This is a genomic window from Pseudomonas sp. YQ_6 (assembly GCF_043103245.1).
Taxonomy (GTDB): Bacteria; Pseudomonadota; Gammaproteobacteria; order Pseudomonadales; family Pseudomonadaceae; genus Aquipseudomonas; species Aquipseudomonas alloputida.
This window is the reverse complement of record NZ_JBICJR010000052.1, coordinates 125,957-151,356: the sequence shown is the minus strand read 5'-3', so window position 1 is coordinate 151,356 and position 25,400 is coordinate 125,957. Positions and strand designations below refer to the sequence as shown.

24 protein-coding genes are annotated in these 25,400 nt (G+C 62.5%); 8 read left to right on the top strand and 16 right to left on the bottom strand.

What is annotated here, in order from left to right; genetic code table 11:
• Nucleotides 1-186: 186 nt before the first annotated feature.
• Together rdgC and sugE are read left to right on the top strand one after the other, a co-directional pair.
• Nucleotides 187-1,107 carry a recombination-associated protein RdgC gene (gene rdgC / locus ACF8FG_RS17260; RefSeq protein WP_003252510.1) on the top strand — a complete coding sequence of 307 codons (921 nt, stop codon included), beginning with the start codon at nt 187-189 and terminating at the stop codon, nt 1,105-1,107.
• 313 nt (nt 1,108-1,420) lie between these two features.
• Entirely contained in the window at nt 1,421-1,738 is a 318-nt protein-coding gene (sugE, locus tag ACF8FG_RS17255) for a quaternary ammonium compound efflux SMR transporter SugE (RefSeq protein WP_010952753.1), read from the top strand.
• Nucleotides 1,739-1,741: 3 nt separating this feature from the next.
• On the opposite strand, the gene ACF8FG_RS17250 is transcribed toward sugE, so the two are convergent.
• The 4 genes from ACF8FG_RS17250 to ACF8FG_RS17235 form a co-directional block, all read right to left on the bottom strand.
• Nucleotides 1,742-3,619: a 1-acyl-sn-glycerol-3-phosphate acyltransferase gene (locus ACF8FG_RS17250; RefSeq protein ID WP_041167062.1), complete on the bottom strand. Its 1,878-nt coding sequence runs from the start codon at nt 3,617-3,619 to the stop codon at nt 1,742-1,744.
• Nucleotides 3,620-3,776: 157 nt separating this feature from the next.
• A complete protein-coding gene (locus ACF8FG_RS17245) occupies nt 3,777-4,610 on the bottom strand; it encodes an amidohydrolase (protein ID WP_014592075.1) in 834 nt (277 codons plus the stop codon).
• A 24-nt stretch (nt 4,611-4,634) separates the two neighbouring features.
• Nucleotides 4,635-5,909: an MFS transporter gene (locus tag ACF8FG_RS17240; protein WP_004575314.1), complete on the bottom strand. Its 1,275-nt coding sequence runs from the start codon at nt 5,907-5,909 to the stop codon at nt 4,635-4,637.
• Nucleotides 5,910-6,003: 94 nt separating this feature from the next.
• On the bottom strand, nt 6,004-6,735 hold the full coding sequence (locus tag ACF8FG_RS17235; RefSeq protein ID WP_014592076.1) for a GntR family transcriptional regulator: 732 nt from the start codon (nt 6,733-6,735) through the stop codon (nt 6,004-6,006).
• Nucleotides 6,736-6,966: 231 nt separating this feature from the next.
• Here ACF8FG_RS17235 and ACF8FG_RS17230 point away from each other — a divergent pair, with 231 nt between their 5' ends.
• Nucleotides 6,967-8,145 carry an MFS transporter gene (locus ACF8FG_RS17230; RefSeq protein ID WP_318078192.1) on the top strand — a complete coding sequence of 393 codons (1,179 nt, stop codon included), beginning with the start codon at nt 6,967-6,969 and terminating at the stop codon, nt 8,143-8,145.
• A 126-nt stretch (nt 8,146-8,271) separates the two neighbouring features.
• Nucleotides 8,272-11,751, top strand: a complete 3,480-nt coding sequence (locus ACF8FG_RS17225) for a PAS domain-containing hybrid sensor histidine kinase/response regulator (RefSeq protein ID WP_070384233.1) — start codon at nt 8,272-8,274, stop codon at nt 11,749-11,751.
• Here the strand turns inward: ACF8FG_RS17225 and rmuC are convergent.
• Nucleotides 11,723-13,096, bottom strand: a complete 1,374-nt coding sequence (gene rmuC / locus ACF8FG_RS17220; protein ID WP_162470269.1) for a DNA recombination protein RmuC — start codon at nt 13,094-13,096, stop codon at nt 11,723-11,725. The genes ACF8FG_RS17225 and rmuC overlap by 29 nt on opposite strands.
• A gap of 410 nt (nt 13,097-13,506) precedes the next feature.
• Complete coding sequence (locus ACF8FG_RS17215) at nt 13,507-13,926, bottom strand: tetratricopeptide repeat protein (RefSeq protein ID WP_019436764.1); 420 nt, start codon at nt 13,924-13,926, stop codon at nt 13,507-13,509.
• A gap of 950 nt (nt 13,927-14,876) precedes the next feature.
• Between ACF8FG_RS17215 and ACF8FG_RS17210 the strand changes: the two genes are divergently transcribed.
• The 3 genes from ACF8FG_RS17210 to ACF8FG_RS17200 all read left to right on the top strand — a co-directional run bounded on the left by ACF8FG_RS17210 (nt 14,877) and on the right by ACF8FG_RS17200 (nt 17,260).
• Nucleotides 14,877-15,101, top strand: a complete 225-nt coding sequence (locus ACF8FG_RS17210) for a hypothetical protein (RefSeq protein ID WP_010952743.1) — start codon at nt 14,877-14,879, stop codon at nt 15,099-15,101.
• 249 nt (nt 15,102-15,350) lie between these two features.
• Nucleotides 15,351-15,833 carry a hypothetical protein gene (locus ACF8FG_RS17205; protein WP_003252489.1) on the top strand — a complete coding sequence of 161 codons (483 nt, stop codon included), beginning with the start codon at nt 15,351-15,353 and terminating at the stop codon, nt 15,831-15,833.
• 146 nt (nt 15,834-15,979) lie between these two features.
• Complete coding sequence (locus tag ACF8FG_RS17200; RefSeq protein WP_014592083.1) at nt 15,980-17,260, top strand: OmpP1/FadL family transporter; 1,281 nt, start codon at nt 15,980-15,982, stop codon at nt 17,258-17,260.
• A gap of 42 nt (nt 17,261-17,302) precedes the next feature.
• Here ACF8FG_RS17200 and ACF8FG_RS17195 read toward each other — a convergent pair whose 3' ends face one another.
• Complete coding sequence (locus ACF8FG_RS17195; RefSeq protein WP_014592084.1) at nt 17,303-18,232, bottom strand: LysR family transcriptional regulator; 930 nt, start codon at nt 18,230-18,232, stop codon at nt 17,303-17,305.
• A gap of 114 nt (nt 18,233-18,346) precedes the next feature.
• Between ACF8FG_RS17195 and ACF8FG_RS17190 the strand changes: the two genes are divergently transcribed.
• Entirely contained in the window at nt 18,347-18,607 is a 261-nt protein-coding gene (locus ACF8FG_RS17190) for a DUF2798 domain-containing protein (protein ID WP_014592085.1), read from the top strand.
• Nucleotides 18,608-18,749: 142 nt separating this feature from the next.
• Here ACF8FG_RS17190 and ACF8FG_RS17185 read toward each other — a convergent pair whose 3' ends face one another.
• The 9 genes from ACF8FG_RS17185 to cobU all read right to left on the bottom strand — a co-directional run bounded on the left by ACF8FG_RS17185 (nt 18,750) and on the right by cobU (nt 25,400).
• Nucleotides 18,750-19,301, bottom strand: a complete 552-nt coding sequence (locus tag ACF8FG_RS17185) for a glutathione peroxidase (protein WP_014592086.1) — start codon at nt 19,299-19,301, stop codon at nt 18,750-18,752.
• Nucleotides 19,302-19,347: 46 nt separating this feature from the next.
• Nucleotides 19,348-19,470: a hypothetical protein gene (locus ACF8FG_RS17180; RefSeq protein WP_010952738.1), complete on the bottom strand. Its 123-nt coding sequence runs from the start codon at nt 19,468-19,470 to the stop codon at nt 19,348-19,350.
• Complete coding sequence (locus ACF8FG_RS17175; RefSeq protein WP_019436763.1) at nt 19,467-20,669, bottom strand: MFS transporter; 1,203 nt, start codon at nt 20,667-20,669, stop codon at nt 19,467-19,469. The genes ACF8FG_RS17180 and ACF8FG_RS17175 overlap by 4 nt, the downstream gene beginning before the upstream one ends.
• Before the next feature lie 62 nt (nt 20,670-20,731).
• The gene (locus ACF8FG_RS17170) at nt 20,732-21,136 is read right to left on the bottom strand and encodes a MarR family winged helix-turn-helix transcriptional regulator (protein ID WP_014592088.1); all 405 of its coding nucleotides are present in this window, start codon (nt 21,134-21,136) and stop codon (nt 20,732-20,734) included.
• Between the two features lie 62 nt (nt 21,137-21,198).
• Nucleotides 21,199-22,314: a glycoside hydrolase family 5 protein gene (locus tag ACF8FG_RS17165; protein ID WP_392518992.1), complete on the bottom strand. Its 1,116-nt coding sequence runs from the start codon at nt 22,312-22,314 to the stop codon at nt 21,199-21,201.
• A 225-nt stretch (nt 22,315-22,539) separates the two neighbouring features.
• Nucleotides 22,540-23,262: an adenosylcobinamide-GDP ribazoletransferase gene (locus ACF8FG_RS17160; RefSeq protein ID WP_019436761.1), complete on the bottom strand. Its 723-nt coding sequence runs from the start codon at nt 23,260-23,262 to the stop codon at nt 22,540-22,542.
• A 1-nt stretch (nt 23,263) separates the two neighbouring features.
• A complete protein-coding gene (locus ACF8FG_RS17155; protein ID WP_076403615.1) occupies nt 23,264-23,830 on the bottom strand; it encodes a histidine phosphatase family protein in 567 nt (188 codons plus the stop codon).
• The gene (gene cobT, locus ACF8FG_RS17150) at nt 23,827-24,882 is read right to left on the bottom strand and encodes a nicotinate-nucleotide--dimethylbenzimidazole phosphoribosyltransferase (protein ID WP_318078186.1); all 1,056 of its coding nucleotides are present in this window, start codon (nt 24,880-24,882) and stop codon (nt 23,827-23,829) included. The genes ACF8FG_RS17155 and cobT overlap by 4 nt, the downstream gene beginning before the upstream one ends.
• Nucleotides 24,879-25,400 carry a bifunctional adenosylcobinamide kinase/adenosylcobinamide-phosphate guanylyltransferase gene (cobU, locus tag ACF8FG_RS17145; RefSeq protein ID WP_318078184.1) on the bottom strand — a complete coding sequence of 174 codons (522 nt, stop codon included), beginning with the start codon at nt 25,398-25,400 and terminating at the stop codon, nt 24,879-24,881. Before cobU ends, cobT begins: the two co-directional genes overlap by 4 nt.

Sequence of the window (25,400 nt, the reverse complement as noted above, 5' to 3'; positions counted from 1 at the left end):
GCGCCCCGCACCCTGGCAAGCACTTTTTAAACTTTTTGCAAAAAAAACCTCAGGCCTTTCAAAGACCTAGCGTTATCGGGCGATTCTTTCATGCATAAGCCACTGCTGGCCCTCTGACAGGGCTGGCCTGAATTCACCGCTCGGAGAATAATGCCCGCCTTATGCATTAAGGAGAGATTGCCCCTCATGTGGTTCAAGAACCTGCTGACCTACCGCCTGACCCAGGAAGTTCCGTTCGAGCCTGAAGCGCTGGAAGCCGCCCTGGCCAGCAAACCGGCCCGCCCCTGCGCCAGCCAGGAGCTGACCACTTATGGTTTCGTCGCGCCGTTCGGCAAAGGCGAAGACGCTCCCCTGGTGCATGTCAGCGGCGAGTACCTGCTGATTGCCGCGCGCAAGGAAGAACGCATCCTGCCGAGCAGCGTGGTCAACGACGCGGTCAAGGAAAAGGTCGAAGAGATCGAGACCGAGCAAATGCGCAAGGTCTATAAAAAGGAACGCGACCAGATCAAGGACGAAATCATCCAGGCGTTCCTGCCGCGTGCGTTCATCCGCCGCTCGATGATCTTCGCTGCCATTGCCCCGCGCCTGGGCGTGATCCTGGTCAACTCGGCCAGCGCCAAGCGCGCCGAAGACCTGCTGTCGACCCTGCGCGAAGTGATGGGCTCGCTGCCAGTGCGCCCGGCCACGGTGAAGATTGCGCCAGTGGCCACCATGACCGACTGGGTCAAATCGCAGCAAGCCGCCGAAGGCTTCTATGTGCTGGACGAGTGCGAACTGCGCGACACCGCCGAAGATGGCGGTATCGTGCGCTGCAAGCGCCAGGACCTCACCGGCGAAGAGATCCAGCTGCACCTGAGCACCGGCAAAGTGGTGACCCAGCTGGCCCTGGCCTGGCAAGACAAGCTGTCGTTCATTCTCGACGACAAGATGGTCATCAAGCGCCTGAAGTTCGAAGAGCTGCTGCAGGAGCAGGCCGAGCAGGACGGTGGCGATGAGGCTGCGCAACAGTTCGACGCCAGCTTCCAGCTGATGATGATGACCTTTGCCGAATTCCTGCCGGTGCTGTTCGAGGCGCTGGGTGGGGAAGAGATTCCGCAAGGGGTCTGACGGGTATGAGATGCGGTGCTGGCTTGAATCGTTTTCTGCCAGCACCGGCCTCTTCGCGGGTAAACCCGCTCCTACGACGGCCTGTGTCCCACCTCCGATGTATGTCCACCACCAATCTGTGTAGGAGCGGGTTTACCCGCGAATACGGTGGCGCCGGCACCGGTGAACGGCGGGTGGAAATTGGCCAGCAGGCGCGGACTTGCCCGGAAGGCCGCAGCCAGGCACCATGGTGCCCACTGTGAGGACGACCTCACGACGCACCGCGTGACCACTCCGGGGACGGCCCCATCATTCAAACGATGGAGACACGCTCATGTCCTGGATCATTCTGTTTTTTGCCGGCCTGTTCGAGGTCGGCTGGGCCGTCGGCCTCAAATACACCGACGGTTTCACTCGACCGCTACCCACTGTCCTTACCGTCGGCGCCATGGTCATCAGCCTGGGCCTGCTGGGCCTGGCCATGAAGGAGTTGCCACTGGGCACCGCCTATGCCATCTGGACCGGCGTAGGCGCAGTCGGTACGGTCATCGCCGGGATCATTCTGTTCGGCGAATCCATGGCCCTGGTGCGGCTGGTCAGTGTGGCGCTGATCGTCTGCGGCCTTGTCGGCCTGAAAGTCAGCGCCAGCTAACCCCTATCGCAGATGGCCGCGCAGGCGGCTGACCTGTTCGCGCAACACCTCGGGCTGCGCCGCCTCCACCGGGACGGCGGCGCCTGCCACGATGGTCACCCGCGACCACAAGCGCTTGAAGAAGCCCTTGGCCGGGTCACGGCTGAAGAAGCTACCCCACAACCCCTGCAAGGCCAGCGGAATCACCGGTACCGGCGTTTCTTCGAGGATGCGGCTGACCCCTCCCTTGAAGACATCGATTTCGCCATCGCCCGTCAGCTTGCCTTCCGGGAAGATGCACACCAGCTCGCCATCAGCCAGGTACTCGGCAATCCGCGCGAAGGCCCGCTCGTAAGTCGCCTGGTCTTCGTTACGCCCGGCAATCGGGATGGCACCGGCAGTGCGAAACACGAAGTTGAGTACCGGCAGGTTGTAGATCTTGTAGTACATGACAAAGCGGATCGGCCGGCGTATAGCCCCGCCCAGCAGCAACGCATCGACGAACGACACGTGGTTGCACACCAGCAACGCTGCACCTTCGTCTGGGATGCGCTCAAGGTCTCGGTGCTGCACGCGGTACATCGAATGGCTGAGCAGCCAGATCAGGAAACGCATGGTGAACTCGGGCACGATCCTGAAGATATAGGTGTTGACCGCGATATTAAGCAGCGACACCACCAGGAAAAGCTGCGGGATGCTCAGCTTGGCCACGCCTAGCAGGATGATGGTGAGCACCGCCGACACCACCATGAACAAGGCATTGAGGATGTTGTTGGCCGCGATCACCCTGGCTCGCTCGTCCTCGGCCGTGCGGGCCTGGATCAACGCATACAGCGGCACGATGTAGAAGCCGCCGAACACACCCAGGCCGACGATCGACAGCAAGATCCACCAAGCCTGGCTCATGCCCAGCAATGCCAGCCAGTCGTGCGGCGCTGCTGCAGTCGGTACATCACCGGAGTGCCACCACCACAGCAGGCCGAACAGGGTCAGGCCGAACGAGCCGAACGGCACCAGGCCGATTTCCACCTTGCGTCCACTGAGCCGTTCACACAGCAGCGAGCCGAGGGCAATGCCCACCGAGAACAGGGTCAGCACCAGGGTCACCACCGTGCCATCACCGTGCAGCCAATCCTTGGCATAGGCCGGGATCTGCGTGAGGTAGATGGCGCCGACAAACCAGAACCACGAGTTGCCGACGATCGAACGCGACACCGCCGGCGGCTGGCCCAGGCCCATGCGCAAGATCACCCACGACTGCTTGAAGATGTTCCAGTCCAGCGGCATTTGCGGCGAGGCGGCAGCCGCCCGAGGGATCCAGCGGCTGGCGAGGTAGCCGAGTACCGCCGTGCCGACCACGCCACCGGCCACCACCGTTGCGTAGCTGTCGGCCGACATCATCACCCCCGCGCCGATGGTGCCGGCGAGGATGGCGAGGAAGGTGCCGGTTTCCACCAGCCCATTACCGCCCACCAACTCTTCCTCGCGCAGGGCCTGCGGCAGGATCGAATATTTCACCGGGCCGAACAGCGCCGAGTGGGTCCCCATACCGAACAGCGCCACCAGCATCAGGCCCAGATGGTCAGTGACAAAGCCCAGCGCACCAATCGCCATGATCACGATTTCGGCCAGTTTGATTGCCCGGATCAGCGCATCCTTGGCGAACTTCTCGCCAAACTGCCCGCCCAGCGCCGAGAACAGAAAAAACGGCAGGATGAACAGCAAGGCACACAAGTTGACCCAGATCGATCGGTCACCATCGCCCAGGCTGAGCTTGAACAAAATCGCCAGGATCAGCGACTGCTTGAACAGGTTGTCGTTGAAGGCACCCAGCGACTGAGTGATGAAAAACGGCAGGAAACGCCGCTTGCCGAGCAAGGTGAATTGCGAAGAGTGACTCATCGTCCTTGGTCCTGAGGGCTTTTCAATTGGAGGCTCGCCAAGCGCGCCGGGCCACAAATCTGCATGGGAAATGCGCTGGCTGGCAAGCACCGGCTCAGGCATGACCACGCAAGATTGCTTTCAAGGACCTGCTTGCAGTTGCAGCACTGGCGCTACGTCACTCGAAGCCAAACAACGCCTGCGCGGTATCCAGCAACAGTGCCTGGCGCAACTGCGCTGAACAACCCAAGGCCTCGAACTGTTCGACAGCGGTGCCGAAACTGACCTCCGACTCATGCTGGGTATGCGGCCAGTCACTGCCCCACATCAACCGCTCTGCGCCGTAATGGGCTTCCAGTGCGCACAGCGCCTGACGGGCGAATGCCAGGTTCTCTTCCGGCGAGCCCTGCAGCCTGTAGATGCCGGACACCTTCACCCACACCTTGCCCCGACCGCTCAGGGTCAGCAGTTCGGCAAACCCCGGCTGGCTCAGGCCAAGGCGGGCATCTGGCCGGCCGAAATGGTCAATCACGATGTCCAGCCCATAAGGCTGCAATGCCCGCACCAGCACTGGAATGTCCGCCACCTGACGGTGCAGTTCCACGTGCCAACCCTGCTCGCCGATGCGCTCCAGCAGGGGCCGCCACTGCGCGCCGGTCAGGTCAGGCATGTCTTGCCCCATGAGGTTGAGGCGTACCCCCCTTACCCCTAACCGGGCCATTTCCGCCAAGGTCGCCTGCTCGACATCCCGTTCCAGCATCACCACCCCGCGCAGTTGCCCTGGCACGGTCTGCAAGGCGCTGAGCAGGTAGCGGTTGTCGGTACCCAGGAAGCTGGGCTGGACCAGTACACCATGGCTGCAACCATGGGCCCGCAGTTGGCCCAGGTAGTCGCCCAGCGGCGCATCGTAACTGGGCGCGTAACGCCGCTGGCTGGCCAGGTTCAGCCCACGGCTGAACACGTGGGCGTGGCTGTCGATGGCAGTCAGGTGCAAAGCGGGTGCGTCGGGCATGGTTCTCATACAAACACGTTCAGGTTACTTGGCGACGGCACCGGCCGTTTCCGGCGCAGGTGCAGATTCAAGGTTGCGGCCACGGGTTTCGGGCAGGCACAGGGCTGCGATCACCGCAACGCCATAGGCGATGCCGGCATCGATGCCGATGGCACTGCCCAGCGACATCGACTCGCTCATGTGCCCGACCAGAAACGGGAACACGGCCGACAGCACGCGACCGAAGTTGTAGCAAAAGCCCACCCCGGCGCCGCGCACGTCAGCCGGGTACAGCTCATTGAAAAACGCACCCAGGCTGGCCGGGATGCCGGCGGCGAAAAAGCCCAGCGGGAAGCCGAGGAACAGCATCTGGGTATTGGTCAGCGGGAAGAACACGTAGGCCTGTACGGTCAGTACACAGCACAGGGCGAACAGCAGGATGTTCTTGCGCCTGCCAATACGGTCGATCAGCAGGCCGCTGACCACGCAGCCGCACCAGAAGGCCAGGATGATCACCGCCAGGTAACCGCCCGAGTTCAGCACCGAAAGGTTGCGCTCTGTCTTGAGGAAGGTCGGCAACCAGGTCATCACCGCGTGGTAGCCACCGTGGGCACCCAGGCCGAGCAAGCCGCCCAGCAGGGTCACACGCAACAGTTCAGGGCGGAAGATGCCAGCCATCGACTGCAAGAAGCTGGAAGGGATGGCCTTTTCTTTCTGCAGGCGCTGGAAGCTGTCCGGCTCGGGCACGTTGCGGCGTACCCAGATGATCAGCAGCGACGGCAGCAGACCGACGAAGAACATCACCCGCCAGGCAAACTCCTGCGGCACCAGCGAGTAGATCAGCGTAAACAATGCCACCGCCAGGCCCCACCCCACAGCCCAGGCACTCTGCACCGTGCCCATGACCTTGCCGCGATACTTCGGGTTGATGGTTTCGGCCATCAGCACAGCGCCGGCTGCCCATTCGCCACCGATGCCAAAGCCTTGCATGGCCTTGACGAACAGCAACGGGTAGAAACCGGTGACGAACGCCGAAAGGAAGGTGAAGAACGAAAACCAGAGAATCATCCATTGCAGGGTACGCACGCGGCCATAGCGGTCGGACAGTGTGCCACCCAGCCAGCCGCCGATTGCCGAGGTCACCAGGGTCAGGCCACTGATCAGGCCGGCATCGCCCTTGGTCAGGGAGAACGCAGCGATCAGCGCGGGGATGGCCAGGCCGAACATCTGCACTTCCAGCGCATCGAGCGACCAGCCGCCGAAACAGGCCCAGAATGTCTTGCGCTCCCGTGAGGTGATCTCGCGATACCAGCTGAACATGATTGTTATCCTTCTAGTCGTGGTGTGACGGGCAGGCGAAGCCACTGCGCCGTGGCAGCACGGCGCAGACAGTTAAAAGGGCGAAGCGACCGGTTTAGCGGATGTCGATGCGGTAGCGGAAGTGCTGCGCATGGCCGCGCGAGCGGCGCCATTCCAGAGGTTTGCCGGCGTAGTCGCGGGCCAGGCGCTCGATCACGACCACCGGGCTGTCGGCCGGCAGTTGCAGCAAGCGGCCATGCACCGCGTCGACCGCTTCGGCGGTCAGGGTTTCTTCGGCGTAGGCGACCACCTGACCGCACAGCGCTTCGTAAATCGGGTACAGCAGCGGGCCCTTGCTGTTCAAATCCACGTCCAGCAGCGGCTGGAAGGTTTGGCGCGGCAGCCAGATCTCTTCGGCCAGCACCGGCTGGGCGCCGAGCAGACGTGTACGAATGATGCGGATCACTTCTGCCTCCCCTGCCAGGCCCAATGCCTCGGCCACCGCGGAAGGCGCCGGCAGCGACTCGATGGAAAGAATGCGGCTTTCCGGCACGATGCGCTCGCCATTGGCGGCCTCGAAACGGAAGAAGCGGAACAGCGACGACTGGAACTGTGGGCGGCGAATGAAGGTGCCGCGGCCCTGCTGGCGCTCCAGCACGCCTTCGGCCACCAGGACATCGACGGCCTTGCGCACGGTACCGATCGACATGTCGAACTCGGTGGCCAAGGCTGCTTCGGTCGGGATCGCTTCCCCCGGGCGCCAGCGGTTGTTGGCAATTTGCGCAACCATGTGGTCTCGCAGTTGTTGGTAGCGGGGCAGTCGAGCATCACCGGTCAATGGGTGCATGGGTCTCGCTCTCGTCTTGTTATATAAACATATATATGAATTCTTCGAGAGTATTCCCTGAGCCTGACGGGCTGTCAATCCTCCGCCTGTCGCCCTTCTGCAGGCGAAGCGGCCTTGTGTCGGGAAGGGCAGTGAAGCCGCCGGATTCACTGTAAGGGTGCCGGTGCTGCTACAAGGACCGCATGTGTCTTATGCTTGTGCTCGGCAAACCCGCACAACAAGGACGTGGCAATGCTCGCCGCCATAAAACGCTACCCGCACACCGTTCGCCTGCTGCTCACCACCACCTTCACGCTTACCGTCGCCCGCGCCCTCACCCTGCCCTACCTGGTGGTTTACCTGGCCGACAATTTCCAGCTGCCGATCAGCCAGATCGGCCTGCTGATCGGTGGCGCACTGATCGTCGCCTCGCTGTTGAGTCTGTACGGTGGCCATCTGGTCGACACCTTGAGCAACCACACGCTGGTCAGCGCCAGTACCCTGCTGTTCGCCCTGGCCTTCGTCGGCGCGGTCGCCAGCCGTTCAGCACTGCCGTTCTTCTTTTGTCTGGTGCTGATCAACCTGGCCCTGGCAGTGGTCGACATCGCTGCCAAGGCGGGCTTCTGCGCGTTACTGCCGGTGGAGGAGCGGGCCGAGGTATTCGCCATCAAGTACACCCTCAGCAACGTCGGCTACGCCGCCGGCCCGTTGCTGGGCGTGGCCATGCTTGAACTGAACGACCATGTGCCGTTCCTCGCTTCTGCCCTGCTTGGCCTGGCCATGTGCCTGGCTTACTGGCGCCTGGGTGATCGCAGCCTGCAGGCCAGCGCGCCGGACAAGCCTGCAGCCGGCTTCGGCCAAGTGGCGCTGGGGCTGGCGCGGGATCGCCGGCTGGTGTGCTTTACCGTGGGTGGGGTGCTGAGCGCGGTGGTGTTCGGCCAGTTCACCGCCTACCTGTCCCAGTACCTGGTGGTCACCAGCAACCCGGCCGAAGCGGCACGGCTGATCGGCTATCTGGTCACCACCAACGCCGTGACAGTCATTGCCTTGCAGTACCTGATTGGCCGGCGTATCAGCCGCCAGCGCCTGATGCCGTGGCTGTTGGCCGGCATGGGCCTGTTCATCGCCGGCTTGCTGGGTTTTGCGCTGGCAGGCTCGGTACTGGCCTGGTGCCTGGCGATGCTGGTGTTCACGCTGGGCGAAATCATCGTGATCCCGGCCGAGTACATGTTCATCGACCTGATCGCACCGGAGCACTTGCGCGGGGTGTATTACGGCGCGCAGAACCTGTCCAACCTGGGGGCGGCGCTGGGGCCGGTGATGGTGGGGTTTGCACTGGTACACCTGTGGCCGGGGGCAGTCTTCTACCTGCTGGTGTTGTCGGTGATACTGGCAGGGGTTTTCTATTGGTTGGGTACCCGCAGGGGTTGATGTTGCCTGTTCCGGCCTCTTCGCGGGTGAACCCGCTCCTACAACCATCGTCTGCGCTGACGAAGCGGCACTTGCGTGCCAGACTGATTGATCGGGACCGCGTTACCTTTTTGCTTCGGAGTCTTCATGTCGTTGTCCAGCGGGCTGATCGCCGTGGTCGCCCTGGCCTATATGGCCATCATGTTCGCCATCGCCTTCTATGGCGACCGCCGCAGCACGCCATTGCCGCCAAAGCTGCGTGCCTGGGTGTACAGCCTGTCGCTGGCCGTGTACTGCACCAGCTGGACCTTCTTCGGCGCGGTGGGCCAGGCCGCCGAACAGCTTTGGGCGTTCCTGCCAATCTACCTGGGCCCGGTACTGCTGCTGATCTTCGCCCCTTGGGTGCTGCAGAAGATGGTGCTGATCAGCAAGCAGCAGAACATTACCTCGATCGCCGACTTCATTGCCGCGCGCTACGGCAAGTCGCAGACCCTGGCAGTGGTGGTGGCACTGATCTGCCTGGTCGGCGTGCTGCCGTACATCGCCTTGCAGCTCAAGGGCATCGTACTGGGCGTGAACCTGCTGATCGGCGCCAACGCCGACGCCACCGGCACCCGCGTGCAGGACACCGCGCTGGTGATATCGCTGGTACTGGCGCTGTTCGCCATCGTCTTCGGTACCCGCAGCCTGGATGTGACCGAGCACCACCGCGGCATGGTCCTGGCGATTGCCTTCGAATCGCTGATCAAACTGCTGGCGTTCCTTGCCGTGGGCATCTTCATCGTCTTCAACCTGTATGACGGTTTCGACGATCTGTTCAGCCAGGCCCGCCAGTCGATTCACTTGCAGGACTATTGGAAAGAAACCATCAATTGGCCGTCCATGGTGGTGCAAACCGCCGTGGCAATGATGGCAATCATCTGCCTGCCCCGGCAGTTCCACGTTACCGTGGTGGAGAACATCGAACCGCAGGACTTGCGCCTGGCGCGCTGGGTATTCCCGATGTACCTGGCACTGGCCGCGCTGTTCGTGGTGCCGATTGCCCTGGCCGGGCAGATGCTGCTGCCCGGCACGGTGATCTCCGACTCGTTCGTCATCAGCCTGCCGCTGGCCGAGGCGCACCCGAGCCTTGCCCTACTGGCGTTCATCGGCGGTGCCTCGGCGGCCACCGGCATGGTGATCGTCGAGGCCGTGGCGCTGTCGACCATGGTGTCCAACGACATGCTGCTGCCCTGGCTGCTGCGCCGCAACAACGCCGAGCGGCCTTTCGAAGCGTTCCGCCACTGGATGCTTTCGGTACGCCGGGTAACCATCGTGGTGATCTTGCTGCTGGCCTATGTCAGCTACCGCCTGCTGGGTTCCACCGCCAGCCTGGCGACCATCGGCCAGATCGCCTTTGCCGCTGTGACCCAGCTCACCCCAGCCATGCTTGGCGCGCTGTACTGGAAGCAGGCCAACCGTCGCGGTGTGTTCGCCGGCCTGGCCGCTGGCATCTTCCTGTGGTTCTACACCTTGGTGCTGCCGATCGCCGCGCACAGCCTGGGCTGGTCGTTGCAGTTGTTCCCCGGCCTGGCGTGGCTGCACGGCAACCCGCTGAACCTGCCGATCAGTCCACTGACCCAAGGTGTGGTGCTGTCACTGGCGGGCAACTTCACCCTGTTCGCCTGGGTTTCGGTGCTGTCGCGCACACGGGTTTCCGAGCACTGGCAGGCCGGCCGGTTCATTGGCCAGCAGACCAGCGCGCGGCCCAGCAGCAAGCCGCTGCTGGCGGTGCAGATCGACGACCTGCTGACCCTGGCATCGCGCTTTGTCGGGGAAGAGCGCGCACGGCAGAGCTTCATCCGCTTTGCCTACCGCCAGGGCAAGGGCTTCAACCCTAACCAGAACGCCGATGGCGACTGGATCGAGCACACCGAGCGCCTGCTGGCCGGGGTGCTCGGTACCTCGTCGACCCGCGCGGTGGTCAAGGCGGCCATCGAAGGCCGCGACATGCAACTGGAAGACGTGGTGCGCATTGCTGACGAAGCCAGTGAGGTGCTGCAGTTCAACCGCGCCCTGCTGCAAGGCGCCATCGAGAACATCAACCAAGGCATCAGCGTGGTCGACCAGAACCTGCACCTGGTGGCCTGGAACCGCCGCTATCTTGAACTGTTCAACTACCCGGACGGGCTGATCAGCGTAGGGCGACCGATTGCCGACATCATCCGCTACAACGCCGAACGCGGCCTGTGCGGCCCCGGCGAGGCGCAGGTGCATGTGGCGCGGCGGCTGCACTGGATGCGCCAGGGCCGCGCGCACTCCTCCGAGCGGCTGTTCCCCAATGGCCGGGTGATCGAGCTGATCGGCAACCCGATGCCAGGCGGCGGCTTTGTCATGAGCTTCACCGACATCACCCCGTTCCGAGAGGCCGAGCAGGCCCTGCGCGATGCCAACGAACGCCTTGAGCAACGCGTGGCGGAGCGCACCCACGAACTGTCGCAGTTGAACCAGGCGCTGTCCGAAGCCAAGAGCCAGGCCGAAGCGGTGAGCAAGTCCAAGACCCGCTTCCTGGCCGCCGTCAGCCATGACCTGATGCAACCGTTGAACGCCGCACGGCTTTTCTCTGCCGCCTTGTCGCAACAGGCCGAGGGCATGAACGAAGAGGCCCGGCAGTTGGTACAGCACATGGACAGCTCGCTGCGCTCGGCTGAAGAGCTGATCAGCGACCTGCTGGACATCTCGCGCCTGGAAAACGGCAAGATCACCCCGGATGCCAAACCCTTCGCCCTCAACGAGCTGTTCGACACCCTGGGCGCCGAGTTCAAGTTGCTGGCTGCCGAGAAGGGCCTGGCGTTCCGCCTGCGCGGCAGCCGCCTGCGGGTGGACAGCGACATGAAACTGCTACGCCGGGTGCTGCAGAACTTCCTCACCAATGCCCTGCGCTACGGCAAGAGCCCGATCCTGCTAGGCGCGCGCCGACAGGGCGAGCGCCTGTGGCTGGAGGTCTGGGACCGTGGCCCAGGCATTGCTGACGACAAGCTGCAAGTGATCTTTCAGGAGTTCAAGCGCCTGGACAGCCACCAGACCCGTGCCGAGAAGGGGCTAGGACTGGGCCTGGCCATCGCAGACGGTCTGTGCCGGGTGCTGGGGCATCCGCTGGAAGTGCGCTCATGGCCGGGCAAGGGCACGGTGTTCCGCGTCAGCGTGCCGATTGCGCACCAGGCCACCGCGGCACCAAGCGCGCCTGTAGAACAACAGGGCGGCCAGCCACTGGCTGGGCTGCAAGTGCTTTGCGTGGACAACGAAGACAGCATCCTGATCGGCATGAACAGCCTGCTGAGCCGCTGGGGTTGCCAGGTATGGACCGCGCGCAACCAGGCCGAATGCGAAGCCCTGCTGGCCAAAGGCATGCGCCCGCACCTGGCATTGGTGGACTACCACCTGGACGACGGCGAGACCGGTACCGGGCTGATGGGCTGGCTTCGAGCACGGCTGGGTGAGCCGGTACCCGGTGTAGTGATCAGCGCCGACGGCAGCAAGGAAACCATCGCCCTGGTACATGCATCAGGGCTGGACTACCTGGCCAAACCGGTCAAGCCGGCGGCCTTGCGCGCCCTGCTCAATCGCCATCTGAGCCTGGCTCAGTAACCGCTACCTCGGGCAGCGCCTCGTCAGACAGCGCCCGCTCCAGCAGGTCTGCCGGCAAGCTCTTGCTGGCACGGGCGCCCAGCAGCTTAAGCTGCTCGCTGCGGCTGACCAGGTTGCCACGCCCTTCGCACAGCTTGTTGCGCGCGGCGGCATAAGCCTTGTCTACCTGCTGCAAGCGGCTGCCCAGCTCGTCAAGGTCCTGGATGAACAGCACGAACTTGTCGTAGAGCCAGCCGGCACGCTCGGCAATTTCGCGGGCGTTCTGCCCTTGACGCTCCTGCTTCCACAGGCTGTCGATCACCCGCAAGGTCGCCAGCAACGTGGTAGGGCTGACAATCACGATCTGCCGGTCGAAGGCCTCCTGGAACAGGTTCGGCTCGGCCTGCAGGGCCGCCGAAAAGGCCGCTTCGATGGGCACGAACAACAACACGAAATCCAGGCTGTGCAGGCCTTCAAGGCGGCTGTAGTCCTTGCTCGACAAGCCTTTGACGTGGCTGCGCAGCGACTGCACATGCTGCTTGAGCGCAGCTTCGTCGTTGCCGGCAACGAACTGCTGGTACGCAGTGAGGCTGACCTTGGCGTCCACCACCACCTGCTTGTCGCCGGGCAGCATGATCAGCACATCCGGCTGGAAACGCTCACCATCGGCGCTTTTCAGGCTGACCTGGGTCTGGTATTCGCGGCCCTTTTCCAGGCCGGCATGTTCCAGCACACGTTCGAGAATGAGCTCACCCCAGTTACCCTGTGTCTTCTGGCCCTTCAAGGCCTGGGTAAGGTTGGTGGCTTCGTCGGACAAGCGCAGGTTGAGCTGTTGCAGGCGCTCCAGCTCCTTGCCCAGCGAGAAGCGCTCGCGGGCCTCTTGTTGGTAGCTTTCCTCCACGCGTTTTTCGAAGGCCTGGATGCGCTCCTTGAGCGGGTCGAGCAACTGGCCAAGGTGCTGCTGGCTGGTCTGGGCAAAGCGCTGCTCGCGTTCGTCGAAGATCTTGGTGGCCATGTCGGCGAACTGGGCGCGCAAGGTGTCACGGGCCTCCTGCAGGTCTTCCAGACGTTGCTGGTGACTTTCCTGCTGTTCACGCAGCTCTGCGTCCAGGCGCGCGGTTTGCGCTTCCAGGCGACGCAGTTCGGCTTCGCGGTTGGCGCGCTCAAGGCTCCAGGCGTGGGCGGCGTCACGGGCATTGTCGCGCTCGATCTGCAGCAGCTCCAGCTCACGGCCTTGGGCGGCCAGCTGGGCCTGTTTGACGGCGTTGGCCTCACTGAGGTCGCTGACCTCGTCGCGACTGGCGTCCAGTTGCGCCTGCAGGCCAGCCTGGGTCAGTTGGGCAGCGTTGAGGCGCTCTTCGAGCAAGGCCTGCTCACCTTGCCGTGCGCCCTGGCGGCGCTGCACCTGCATGACCCACACCAGGCAGGGTATTGCGCCTGCCACCAAGCCCAGCAGAATGCTGGCCAGATCCACTGTCATGCTTACCCCGAACGCTCTGATGCAAATTGGGTGCAGCTTATCAGCCTGATGGGTGTGTTGCCCGCATCCGCCTCTTCGCGGGCAAGCCCGCTGCGCAAGCCTGAAGGCAAAGGTAATGCCTGCACGGTCGCCCGTAGGAGCGGGTTCACCCGCGAAGAGGCCGGCCCTGCTGGCCAATTTCCCGCCGCCGTTCACCGTTGCCGCCGCCACCGTATTCGCGGGTAAACCCGCTCCTACCACGGTGATGGACGAACATCGGTGATTGCTCGCGAAAGGGCCCCCGCAGGCAACAAGGCTCAGGCAGGAAACCACTGTCGCAGCAACCGCCGCGCTTCCTGCGACCCCTGCCCTGCCGCAAGCTCAAGCCAATAGCGCGCCTGCTCCGGCTCGTTGTGCTGACACAGCCGAGCGTACTCCAGCTGCGCCCGCCGATCCCCTGCGCGGGCAGCCTGACGCAGCAGCTCATGGCCTATACGCCGGTCACGGGCGTTGCCACAATCGCGGCACAGCATCTGCCCCAGGCGGCTCTGCGCCACAACCACACCTTGGCGCGCCGGCTGCTTCAACAAGCGCCCGGCCAGGTGCTTGACCTGAGGGTTGCCGCCCAGGCGCGGACTGTCGAGCAACCACAGGGCCACTTTCAGGGAAAAGCGTTTGGCGGGAGGTGCAAGTGTCGATGCAGCGGGGCTGGCGAGGTTTTTACCGCGAAACTTCATGAGCAACAGGTTTGGTAACTCGAAAGGCGCGCCACTCTACTCTTTTTTTTTCGCCCTGGCCCGTCGATTTCTGGTGGATTGAAAAAAAATTCCATGATCTTTTCTTGACGTTTTCAGGTGGATGACCAACCAGTCTGTTGGAGCATGGCAATTGTCGGACAGTCCATCCCATTGCTGGCACGCCCGTGCTAGAGCAAGCGCTCGGGACAATCCACAGTTCCTGTGGATAACTCGGTGGACAACCCCCTCTCACACCCCTCAAACCCCCGTGAATTGGGGGCTTCGGTCAAACTGACGATTTTTTCACCAGCTAAAAATAGTGTTTTTTTTCATTGACTTAACCACGCAGTCAAGGCATTGGCGAGGCTGCCGGGTGGTGTTACCAGGCCGTTACAAGCGCTGCCCCGAATGTGAACAAGTGCACCATAAACCTCCATTTGGGTGCACGAAAAGGGCACATCGGCCGGCATTCGGGCCATTTACCCCCTCTTCCCAGCAACGAAAATTCGCGCCATACTGCGCGGCTCACCTGAACAAACGTAGCGCTTGCCAAACACCTGCACTTGCGGTAAGGTGCCCCTCGTTAGTACCAAGCTGAAAGTCAATTCTGGCCGCAAGCGTCCTTGCAGACTCGCTCCCCCCAAGAGCGTCCCTGCTGAAACAAGGACCGGCCCATTCAATGATTCACTCGCCAGCCTTACGCTGCGCAAGCACGAATCACATGACAGATTGATCAGGATCCCACCTCGACGGCCTAGAACCTTGGCCCCGGCGTGCTGCCTGCCTTCCGAAGTACCTACCAGTCAGCCCAAGCGCCTACATTTGATTGCGCCCCCTCTGGCTGCCCTGTTCCAGTCAGGTTCGTTCGTCCCTTAATAAAGGCGTCACTGGAACGTTTCTATCATGCACGGATCATAACCCCCGTGTTTAAAGCAGGAACCTCCAACAATATGCAAACTCATCATCAGATTCAGGCTGCCATTGGCACCCTCTCCCAGGCCTTCTCGCCGTTGAAGTGCCTTATCGTTGCCCCACGCAAGGGCAGCTTCAGCTTTACCTTGGTAGACGAACACGGCGTTGCCTGCCACACCGAACGCCTGTACCACGAACAGTACAGCCGCCATGAACCGCTGCAGGCGGTGATCGCCCGGACGCGTCAGTCGCTCACCGCGTGACCGGCGAATACCGAGGTATTCAAGCGCTGAATCATCCGATCGCAAGGCTGCCTGAACGCTCTGGGCGTAATTGCCTTAGGGCATATAGCCCGGAGCATCAGGCAGCAATCGATTTAAAAACAGCTCTTTACACCACGATTATCACACTACACTTCAACTCGAGCGGTGCTTTCCGCTCCCGGCGGGCCTGATCATTCACCAGCTGCCAAGCTCCAGCGCCCGTCCGGCCCTTACCTGCTCGAGGGCATCATGGGTATTGCGGCGAATGAATTGTGTCAGTATGTGATCCGACCCACCCTGGTCTACCTGAACCGTCACTGCGCCAGCGCCGAAGCCTTGCTACTGGGTATAGCCGCCAGCCAGTCAGCACTCGGCTCAGCCCTGCACGACCGACGCGGGCACGGCCTCTACCGCATCGGCGAACATCGTCACCAGGCGCTCTGGGACGAATACCTGGCCCGTGACCCCGACCTCGCCAGCCTGGTCCGCGGCCTGGCCAGCCAGCATGCCTTCCTTGGTGGCCCGCACCTGGAGCTCACCGTCAACCTGCGCTATTCCACTGCCATTGCCTGGATGCTCATCGAAGAGCAGGCCACACCATTGCCTGCGGCGGACGATCTGCTGGCACTGGCGCGTATCTGGCGACAGATTTTCAACCCCCAGGGTCGTCTGCGCGACTTCACCCATGCCTGGCATGCCTGCATAGATCAGAAATTGCCACAGGCATCTTGAGACGCGTCCTACAAGTAACCCGGAAAAAATGGAATTTTGGTCGGATTGTCCTACAAAACCGCTCTAACTCCTGCGATTGAGCCTATAGCGCAGCGCGTGATTTGTTGGTAGCTTTTCGACCCGGAGACCCAAGGAGTTTTCTAATAATGAAAAAAGTAATGCTCAAAACCTCCCTCGGCGTAGCCGTTGCGCTTGCTTCCAGCCAACTGCTCGCCGCCGGGTTCGCGCTGAACGAACAAAGTATCAGCGGCATGGGAACCGGTTTTGCTGGGCGCTCGTCTTCTGCCGACGATGCCAGCACTGTGTATGGCAACCCGGCCGGCATGTCCCGCCTCAAGCGCGAACAATTCACCGTGGGCGGCGCTGCCGTCATCGCCAAGACCGACATATCGGGCCCAGGCAGCAACTTCGGGGGGGAAACCGATGGTGACATGGTGCCTCTCGTTGGCGTACCCATGGGCTATTACGTCAAGCCGATTGATGATCACTGGAGCGTTGGCTTCGGCGTTTACGTGCCATATGGCCTGATCACCGACTACGGTAGCGATGACGCTGCACGCTACTGGGGCAAGAAGAGCAAGGTCGAGGTTGTCACCTTCCAGCCAACCGTCAGCTACGCCTTCAACGACAAAGTGTCGATCGGTTTTGGCCCGACTATCAACCGTATCAAGGGTGAGCTGGGTTCGAACCTGAGCAGCAAGGCCCTCCTGGGGCCCAATGGCCCTGACGGCGAGACCAAGATCAAGGGCGACGACACTGCGATCGGTTACAACATCGGCGTTCTGGTGCAAGCTACGGACCGTACCCGTCTGGGCCTGACCTATCACTCGATGGTCGACTACAAGCTTGAAGGCAATACCCGCGTTTCCTACCCGATTCCACAGCTTGGCCTGAACGGCAGGTTCGACGCCAGCCTGAAGATCAAGACGCCAGAGTCAGTGGACTTCTCGGTCACTCATGAACTGGATGACCATTGGACACTGTATGCGGGTAGCACCTGGACGCGCTGGAGCCGTCTGGAAAGCATCGTCGTCGAGAACGAAGCGCCGGCAGGCTACCCGTTGAAGACCATCACCGAAGAGCAGAACTGGCACGACACCTGGGCCCACGCCATTGGCGCGTCCTACAAGGTGAACAAGGAGTGGACCCTGCGCGCAGGCTTCTCCGTCGACCAGTCGCCCACCAACAACCATGATCGCTCGCCACGTATTCCGACTGGCGATCGTAAAGCGGTCAGCTTTGGTGCCGGCTGGAGCCCGAACGATGACATGACCATCGACGTTGCCTATTCGTATTTGTGGGAAGAGGATACCAAGGTCAACAACCTGCCAAGCTCGCAACAACAAGGGCTGTTGAAAGGCAGCTACCAGGCCAAGTACGAGAACAGCGCTCACGGTATCGGTGCATCCCTCACTTACCGCTTCTGATTCCTGTGCGTTACATGAAAACCGCCTTCGTGGCGGTTTTTTTCATGCCTGCACTTGCCAGCTTTCGCCCAGGGATTCGCGCAGGTAGTCCATGAAAGCGCGCACCTTGGTGGTCATGGCAAAGCGATCGGCCAGGCACAGGTAGATGTCCATGGGCTCGGTCTGGGCATAAGCCTGGCTGCTGTCGCAGTATTCGAACAGCGGCACCAACGCACCCGAGGCCAGGTGCGGCCGCACGATGAACTCGGCCAGACGGGTGATGCCACCATCGTGCAAGGCCATCTGGGTCAGGGCATCGATATCGTCGCTGATCAATACACTGCCGAACTCCGCTTCGAAGCGCAGGCCGTCCCGCATGAAGCCCCAGCGCAGGAAGCGGCCATCCACCGGATAGCGAAACACAAGGCAACGGTGCCCGCGCAAGGCCTCGGGCGTGGCAGGTACGCCAGCACTTTGCAGGTAACCGGGTGAGGCACAACAAATGAACGGGATGCGGGCGATGCGCCGGGCCAGCAGCTGGTCTTCGAGCTGCGGGGCAATGCGCAAGCTCACGTCAACGTCTTCACGGGCATGGTTGACCCGACGATCAGTCGTTACCAACTCTATCGAAAGTAAAGGGTAGCGGGCACTGAAAGCAGGTATCAACGGCGCCAGCACATGGCGCCCAAAGGCAGAGGTCGAGGCAATGCACAGCCGCCCCTGAGGCTCGCTGTCGGGTGTTGTCACTGCCTGTTCGGCCAGGGCCAGATCACGCTCGACATGCTTTACACGCTCGTAATACTGGGCGCCAGAGGGAGTCAGGGCCATGCTGCGCGTGGTTCGGCTGAGCAGGCGTACTTGCAGGTGGCCTTCCAGCCGCGCCAGGTTCTGGCTGACGGCCGCCGGACTGAGGCCGAGGATACGGGCACCAGCAGCGATGCTACCGGCCTCGACCACCTTGATGAAGCAGCGAATGGCGTTGAGCAGGTCCATGGTGAGCGCTTGGATTCGTAAGAATTTCTTTATAAAGAACTCAATGCTGCCGGTCTACAGCTGTAGGCGTGCAGGTTGCTAATCTGCGCTTCCACACAGCTTTCAGGAGTTCGCATGAGCAACCTGTCCCGGTCGCGCAGTCGACGTAAATTGCACCCGGTCGCTACTCCCTACGTTTTCGCGTTCTACATGTCGTCGATCATGGCGCTTTTGATGTGCTTCGTAATCACGGCGGCCAATGCCGGGTTTACCCCTGAGTATCTGGGCAATGTGCTCAAGGCCTATCAGCTGGCGATGCCGGTGGCATTTGTGTGTGTGCTGGTGGTCCGACCGGTGGTGGTGCGGTTGGTGGCGATTACCGTGCATGTACGGTGAAGTGACCCGCAGCCAGCCACTTCCTGTTCTTGATCTTGATCCCGCGACTTCAGGAGGACGGCGTTCGGCCTCCTGAAGTCGCAATCTGCGTCGCCTGAACTGCCTCGCGCTTAAAAGCAAACGCCGCAGCAGCGCAGCCTGGTTACTGCTGTGAGGCGATGGCCTTTTCGATAGCGGCGCGGAACGCGGGATCATCCGGTTTGGTCAGGCTGGAGAAGTTACCGATCACCTTGCCCTTGCGATCGACAACATACTTGTAGAAATTCCACTTCGGCGCACTGCTCTGGCTGGCCAGTTCCGCAAACAGCGGTATCGCATCCTTGCCCCGCACCGCCTGCGTCTTGGTCATCGTGAAGGTGACACCGTAGTTGGCATAGCAAACCTTGGCAGTCTTCTCACTGTCAGCGTCTTCCTGCTTGAAGTCATTGGACGGCACGCCGAGCATTTCCAGGCCTTGCTCGTGATACTCCTTGTACGTCGCCTCGAGCCCCTCGAACTGAGGGGCAAAACCGCAATAACTGGCAGTGTTCACCACCACGAGCGGCTTGCCGGCAAAGCGCTCGCACAGCTCGACCTGCCCCTTGCCGCGCAATTCCGGCAGGCTGCCCTGCAACAATGCCGGGCAATCTGCAGCCCAGCTCGATGTACTGGCAAGCAGGGCCAGCACCGGCACCGTCAACCAATGTGCACGCATGACTCGTTTCTCCCGCATGACAATCCTTGAGCTTGCAGGGTAGCGCCTAACACACACTCATGCCCAGTTGCATCAGCGCCATCCCACCCTGATGCCAGCCCCACCACACCAGTGCCAGCAGCAACAGGGCGGCAATAGCCAACAGGCCGCGTATCAGGTAGCGGTTCATACAGCCTGGGCCTGAAGGCGTGAAACCGGGCGTTCGCGCACCGGCCAGTTAAGGGCAGCGGCCAGCAAGCTGAGCAGGATGGAAATCTGCCAGACCAGGTCGTAGCTACCGGTGCGGTCATACACTATCCCACCCAGCCAGCCCCCCAGGAACGCACCCAACTGATGGAACAGGAACACGATACCGCCCAGCATGGACAGGTTGCGCACCCCGAACACCGTGGCCACGGTCCCATTGGTCAGCGGTACCGTGGACAACCACAGAAGGCCCATGGCAATGCCGAACAGGTAAGCACTGAACTCGCTCACCGGCGCCCACAGGAACAGCACGATCACCACCGCACGCAGCAGGTACAACCCGGTCAGCAGGCGCGGCTTGGACATACGCCCGCCCAACCAGCCAGCGGTGAAGGTACCGACGATGTTGAACAGGCCGACCAGGGCCAGCACTGTCGTACCGGTGGTCGCAGCCAGGTGCTGGTCAACCAGGTAGGCCGGCAGGTGCACGCCAATGAATACGACCTGGAAGCCACAGACAAAAAAGCCCAGTGCCAGCAACCAGAAGCCGGAGTGCGTGCACGCCTCGCGCAGCGCCTGGCCCAGGGTCTGCTCGGCACCGTGACTGGGTAACGGGCGATCGCGCAGCAGACAGACGAAAGGCACGATGAACGCTACCAAAAGGCCCAGTACCAGCAACGCTGCCGACCAGCCCAGCCACTGAATCAGGCCTTGGGTGCCCGGCAACATGGCGAACTGGCCGAACGACCCGGCGGCGCTGGCGATCCCCATCGCCATGCTGCGCTTTTCGGCCGGCACTGCACGCCCGACCACACCGAGGATGACCGAGAACGACGTGCCGGACAGGCCGATGCCGATCAGCAAGCCCGCACTCAGCGACAACGACCAAGGCGAATCAGCCAAGCCCATCAAGATCAAGCCGATGGCATAGAGAATACCGCCGATGATGACCACCCGCGCCGCGCCAAGCCGGTCGGCCAAGGCGCCAGCGAACGGCTGCGCCAGGCCCCAGATCAGGTTCTGCAGGGCAATGGCGAAGGCAAACACCCCACGCCCCCAGCCAAAATCAGTACTCATCGGCTCCAGAAACAGGCCAAAGCCGTGCCGTACGCCCAGAGACAGCGCCAGTATCAAGGCCGCCCCCACCAACACCCATCCGCTGGTTCGCCACACCGAAGTCATTGTCGTTATCTCCAGCACATCGCAAGGTTTGCGGGTATATACCCGCTTATAGTCGTATCAAATCAGGCCAGTTGTTCCAGCAGTCGCACCAATTCATCCCGCTGCCCCACCCCGAGCCGTTCAACCAGCTCTTTCTGGGCCTGCTCCCAGGCCGGGTGGGCAACGTGCAACAGTTGCTTACCCGCCGCGGTCAACAGCACCACGCGGTTACGCTGGTCGTCGCCCTCGCCCAGTGCTACCAGCCCATCCGCCTCCAGCACACGCAGGTTGCGGCCCAGGGTACTGCGCTCGAGACCCATGGCTTCGGCCAATGCTGTGATACTGGGTCGGTCGAGCCGCTGCAGGTGCCGCAGCAGGGAAAACTGGGCGACATTGACCCCGAAGCCGGCAAGGGCTTCGTCGTAATGCCGGCTCACCCCGCGGGCGGCACGACGCAGATGGGTACAGATGCATTCACTGGTCAGCATGGATACGTGTATATACCCGCGTACTGAGTGTTGCAAGAAGTTTCACAAGGGATAGAGAAGCGTCAGTCCGGGTTCAAGCGCCTGCGGATCGGCTCGAACTCAACCGTGGCCTTGCGCACCAAGGGGTCTGGCGCGCCCTGCTCGACCGCTTGCCAGTAGCGCCACGGCACCTTCGCCGTACCCAGTTCGTAGTCCATGCCATCCCAGTTGTCTTCACGGAAGCTATAGAACGCCCAGTGCAACCGGTTACGATCAAGCACGACGAGCACATCTTCAAGGTACTGCCGACAACCCGGCAGCCTGCGCATGCAGTCAAACTCGCCCACCACCAGACGAGAAAGCGGTAGCTCCATGGCCTCGGCCCATGCCAGCGGCTGGCGCAAGTAGCCTTCAATTCGCCGCCCATCCCACAGCTGTGTCTGCCCGGCAAAAGATACGGGGCCTGGATAGGCGATGGGCTGTTTGCGCGCCATGTTCGGCGCACTGGTTGCGGCATAGGGCTCATACATGTGCACGCTGTACAGCACTCGCGGGTCTTCCTGCGGCGCCGGCCAGTAGCCGAACGCGTCTGCGCCTGCATACCAGCCGGCATCGACCATGATCGGCGTGTCAGCGTCTTCTTCGCGTATTGCCGCTATCAGTTGCCGGTACAGCAAGGGCAGATCGCGCGCACCGCCCTGCGCTTGCGCATACCACTGCTGCATCTGCCCGAGTTCGGCATGTTCAGCCAGGCCACCCTGTTTCTCCGGTGCGGGCTCATTGATCAGGTTGTAGGCCGCGATGGCCGGATGACTTTTCAGTTCGCGCGCCATATCTCGCCAGAACGCCGCAGCCTGGGACCAGTAGCGTTTGTCTTGCCACAGGCGATCATCGAACTGGCCCAGATTGTTTTGCGACCAGCGCATACCCGGTAGCGAGAGTGGCACGATGACCACCTTGAGCCCCGCCTGGTGCGCCCGGTCGAGGGTGGCACGCAGCACAGCCAGGTCGGCGTCGGGCAGGCCTTCATAGGTATCGGCGCTGCCGAGGAGGAAATCACGTTTCACCGGTTGCCATTTGTCGTACGACAGCCGCACCCATGTGGCGCCGTACCCCCTCAGCGCATCGAAGTAGGCTTGATCGGGTGGCAGCCGGTTGAAGCTGTTGCCGCCGTGGCGTGGGGTGTCCCAGAACGCCATGAGATCTGCAGCAGTGGCTGGGAGGGTGGACAGGACCAATAGACTGGCAAAGATCCAGTGACGCACGGGAGCTTACCTGGTTGCTTGGGGGAGGCTGAGGATACGCCGACATAGAAGATGCAGGCGCTACCGGACCGTTGCCGGAAGTTACTGCCGCCTCCACACCTATGGCGTGCTGCGAAAGCACCGCAAAGCAGCCGCTAAAGGGCCGTCCAGGTCAAGCGCTCAAAGCCCCAGGGCCAACCCGAGTACGACGGCCAATTCCAGCAGCTCCAGCAACGCACCGGCGGTATCACCGGTGGTCCCGCCCAGGCGCCGGCACATCAGATGCCGCAACCAGGCAAACACCGCCAGCGCCAGCAGCACGCTCCATCCGCCCAGGAAGAGGCAGAACAGCCCACAAACCAGCAATACCCACCCCGCTGCGCGCCGGGGCATATGTTCGGCCAACGCCTGGCCCAACCCGCCAGGTCGCACATAAGGTGTACAAAGGAACAGGCCCAACATCGCCGCCCGCCCGATCAACGGCGCCAGCAGCAATTGCGCCCCGATGCCCTGCCCGATCAGCACCCACAATGCGCAAAACTTCAGCAACAACACCAGGACCAGGGTAACCACGGCAATCGGCCCACTGCGCGGGTCTTTCATGATCCGCAAGGTGCGCTCACGGTCGCCGAAACCACCTAGCCAGGCGTCGGCACTGTCCGCCAGGCCATCCAGGTGCAAGGCACCACTGAGCAATACCCACAACGTCAGCAGCAAAGCCGCATGCAGCGGCGACGGCGTACCCTGTAGCAGATGACTGGCCAACCACAGCAGCAAGCCGAACAGCAGCCCGACCAGCGGGTAGTACAGCAGCGAACGCCCTACCTCACGCGGTGCCGGCATGCCCGGCAGGCTCACCGGCAGGCTGCTGAGAAACTGCAGGGCGATCCAGAACGGCAACATCTCAGGGCGCCTCGACCAGTTGCCCATCGCCACCCGGCACCAGCCGCATCAACGCGCCATGGCCAACCTCGACCTGCAGCAACTGCTCCCTGGGCAAGCCACGGGCACGGGCCAGTAACAGCCGCATCACGCCACCATGGGTGACCAGCAGCACGCGCTTGCCGGCATGCTGAAGGCGCAAACGCTCGACAGCCGCCAGCACCCGTTCGGCAAACGCCTCGACCGGCTCGCCATTGGGCGGTGTGAAGGCGTAAGGGTCGGCCCAGAAACGGCCCAGTGCATCGGCCTGGTGCTCCATGATCTGCGCGGCACTTTGGCCCTCCCAATCACCGAAGTGCAGTTCCTGCAGGGCGGGCTCACGCTGTACTGGCAGGTTCAACTGCTCACCCAACTCATCGGCGAAACGCCCACAGCGTTGCAGCGGCGAGCTGACCAGTACCTGCCATGGGCCGCCGTCGGCCACCGCGCGGCGCATCTGTGCCCAGCCCTTGTCGGTCAAGGCATCATCAAGGCTGCCACGCAGGCCGCCCTGTTCCGTTTCACCATGGCGCAGCAAGTCGAGGATCATGCCGGGCGGTCCGCCACCGCGGCCTCGGCGAAGGTCGCCATCTGCCCATGCAGTGCACAGGCCAGGCGCAACAGCGGCACTGCCAGGGCAGCGCCACTGCCCTCACCCAGGCGCAAGCCCAAGGCCAGCAAGGGCTCGGCCTGCAGCGCAGCAAGCAAGGCCTTGTGCCCGGGCTCAGCGCCCTGATGAGCGAACAACAGCCAGGCCCGACACTGCGGGTTGAGGCGCACTGCCACGAGCGCAGCGACACTGCAGATAAAGCCATCCACCAGCACCGCGACACCCGCCTGCGCACAACCTATGTAGGCACCGACCAACGCCGCGATCTCGAAACCGCCAACACATGCCAGTGCCTGCAACGGGTCTTCAGCACGCAGGCCATGCAAGCGCAGCGCCCTCTCGATGACTTCAGCCTTGTGCTGCACCCCGGAGTTGTCCAGGCCGGTGCCAGGGCCGCTCAGCTCCGACGCCGGACATCCCAGCAGAACACTGGCCAAGGCTGCGGCGGCTGTGGTGTTACCAATGCCCATCTCGCCACCGATGAACAGATGTGCGCCCTGTTCGGCGCCGCGCCGGGCACTGTCGCGACCGGCCTGCAAGGCCGCTTGCAGCTGGTTTTCGGTCATTGCGGGTTGACGGGCAAAGTTGGCAGTACCGGTGCCCAGGCGCAGATGGCGCACGCCGGGCAGTTCCAGCTGCGCGTCAATGGTGCCCAGGTCGACCACGTCCAGGCTGGCCTGCAGTTGCCGCGCCAGCACACTGATCGCCGCGCCCCCGCCGACGAAGTTACATAGCATCTGCCCGGTCACCGCCTGCGGGTAGGCCGAGATGCCCTCTTCGACCACGCCGTGGTCGCCGGCAAAAATGCTGATGGCTACCTGATCCAGCATTGGTCGTTCAAGCCCCTGAAGGCCAGCCAGCTGAATCGCCAGCGCTTCAAGTTGACCGAGCGAGCCAGCAGGTTTGGTCAGTTGCTGCTGACGGGCGCGGGCCTGGTCCATGGCGGCGTTGTCGAGGGGTTGGCAGGCGTCACGCCACCAGGCTTGGGTCATAGTGCAGGTCCTTTGAGGATTAAGGGCAGGCCGGCCACGGTCAGCACGACACGCTGACAGCGTTCGGCCACGGCCTGGTGTAGCCAGCCGGCCAGGTCGACATAGCGCCGGGTCAGCTCGCCCATGGGCACGACGCCCAGGCCGGTTTCGTTACTGACCAGGATAAGGATGCCAGGTAACTGTTCCAGGCATGCCAGCAGGGCATCCCGCTCCTCGGCCAGGCGCTGGTCATCTTCCAGCATCAACAAATTGGTCAGCCACAGGGTCAGGCAATCCACCAGCAGGCAGCGCCCTTCGGCCGCTTCGGCGCGCAGTACCGCGGCCAGGGCCAAGGGCTCTTCGATCAACCCCCAGTCATCCGGCCGGCGCTGACGATGCAGCAACACGCGTTCGTTCATTTCGCCATCCAGCGGCTGGCTGGTGGCGATGTAGGTCACCGGCAAGCCGCTGGTACTGGCCAACTGTTCGGCCAGGCGGCTTTTGCCAGACCGGGCGCCACCGAGAATCAGGTTACGCAT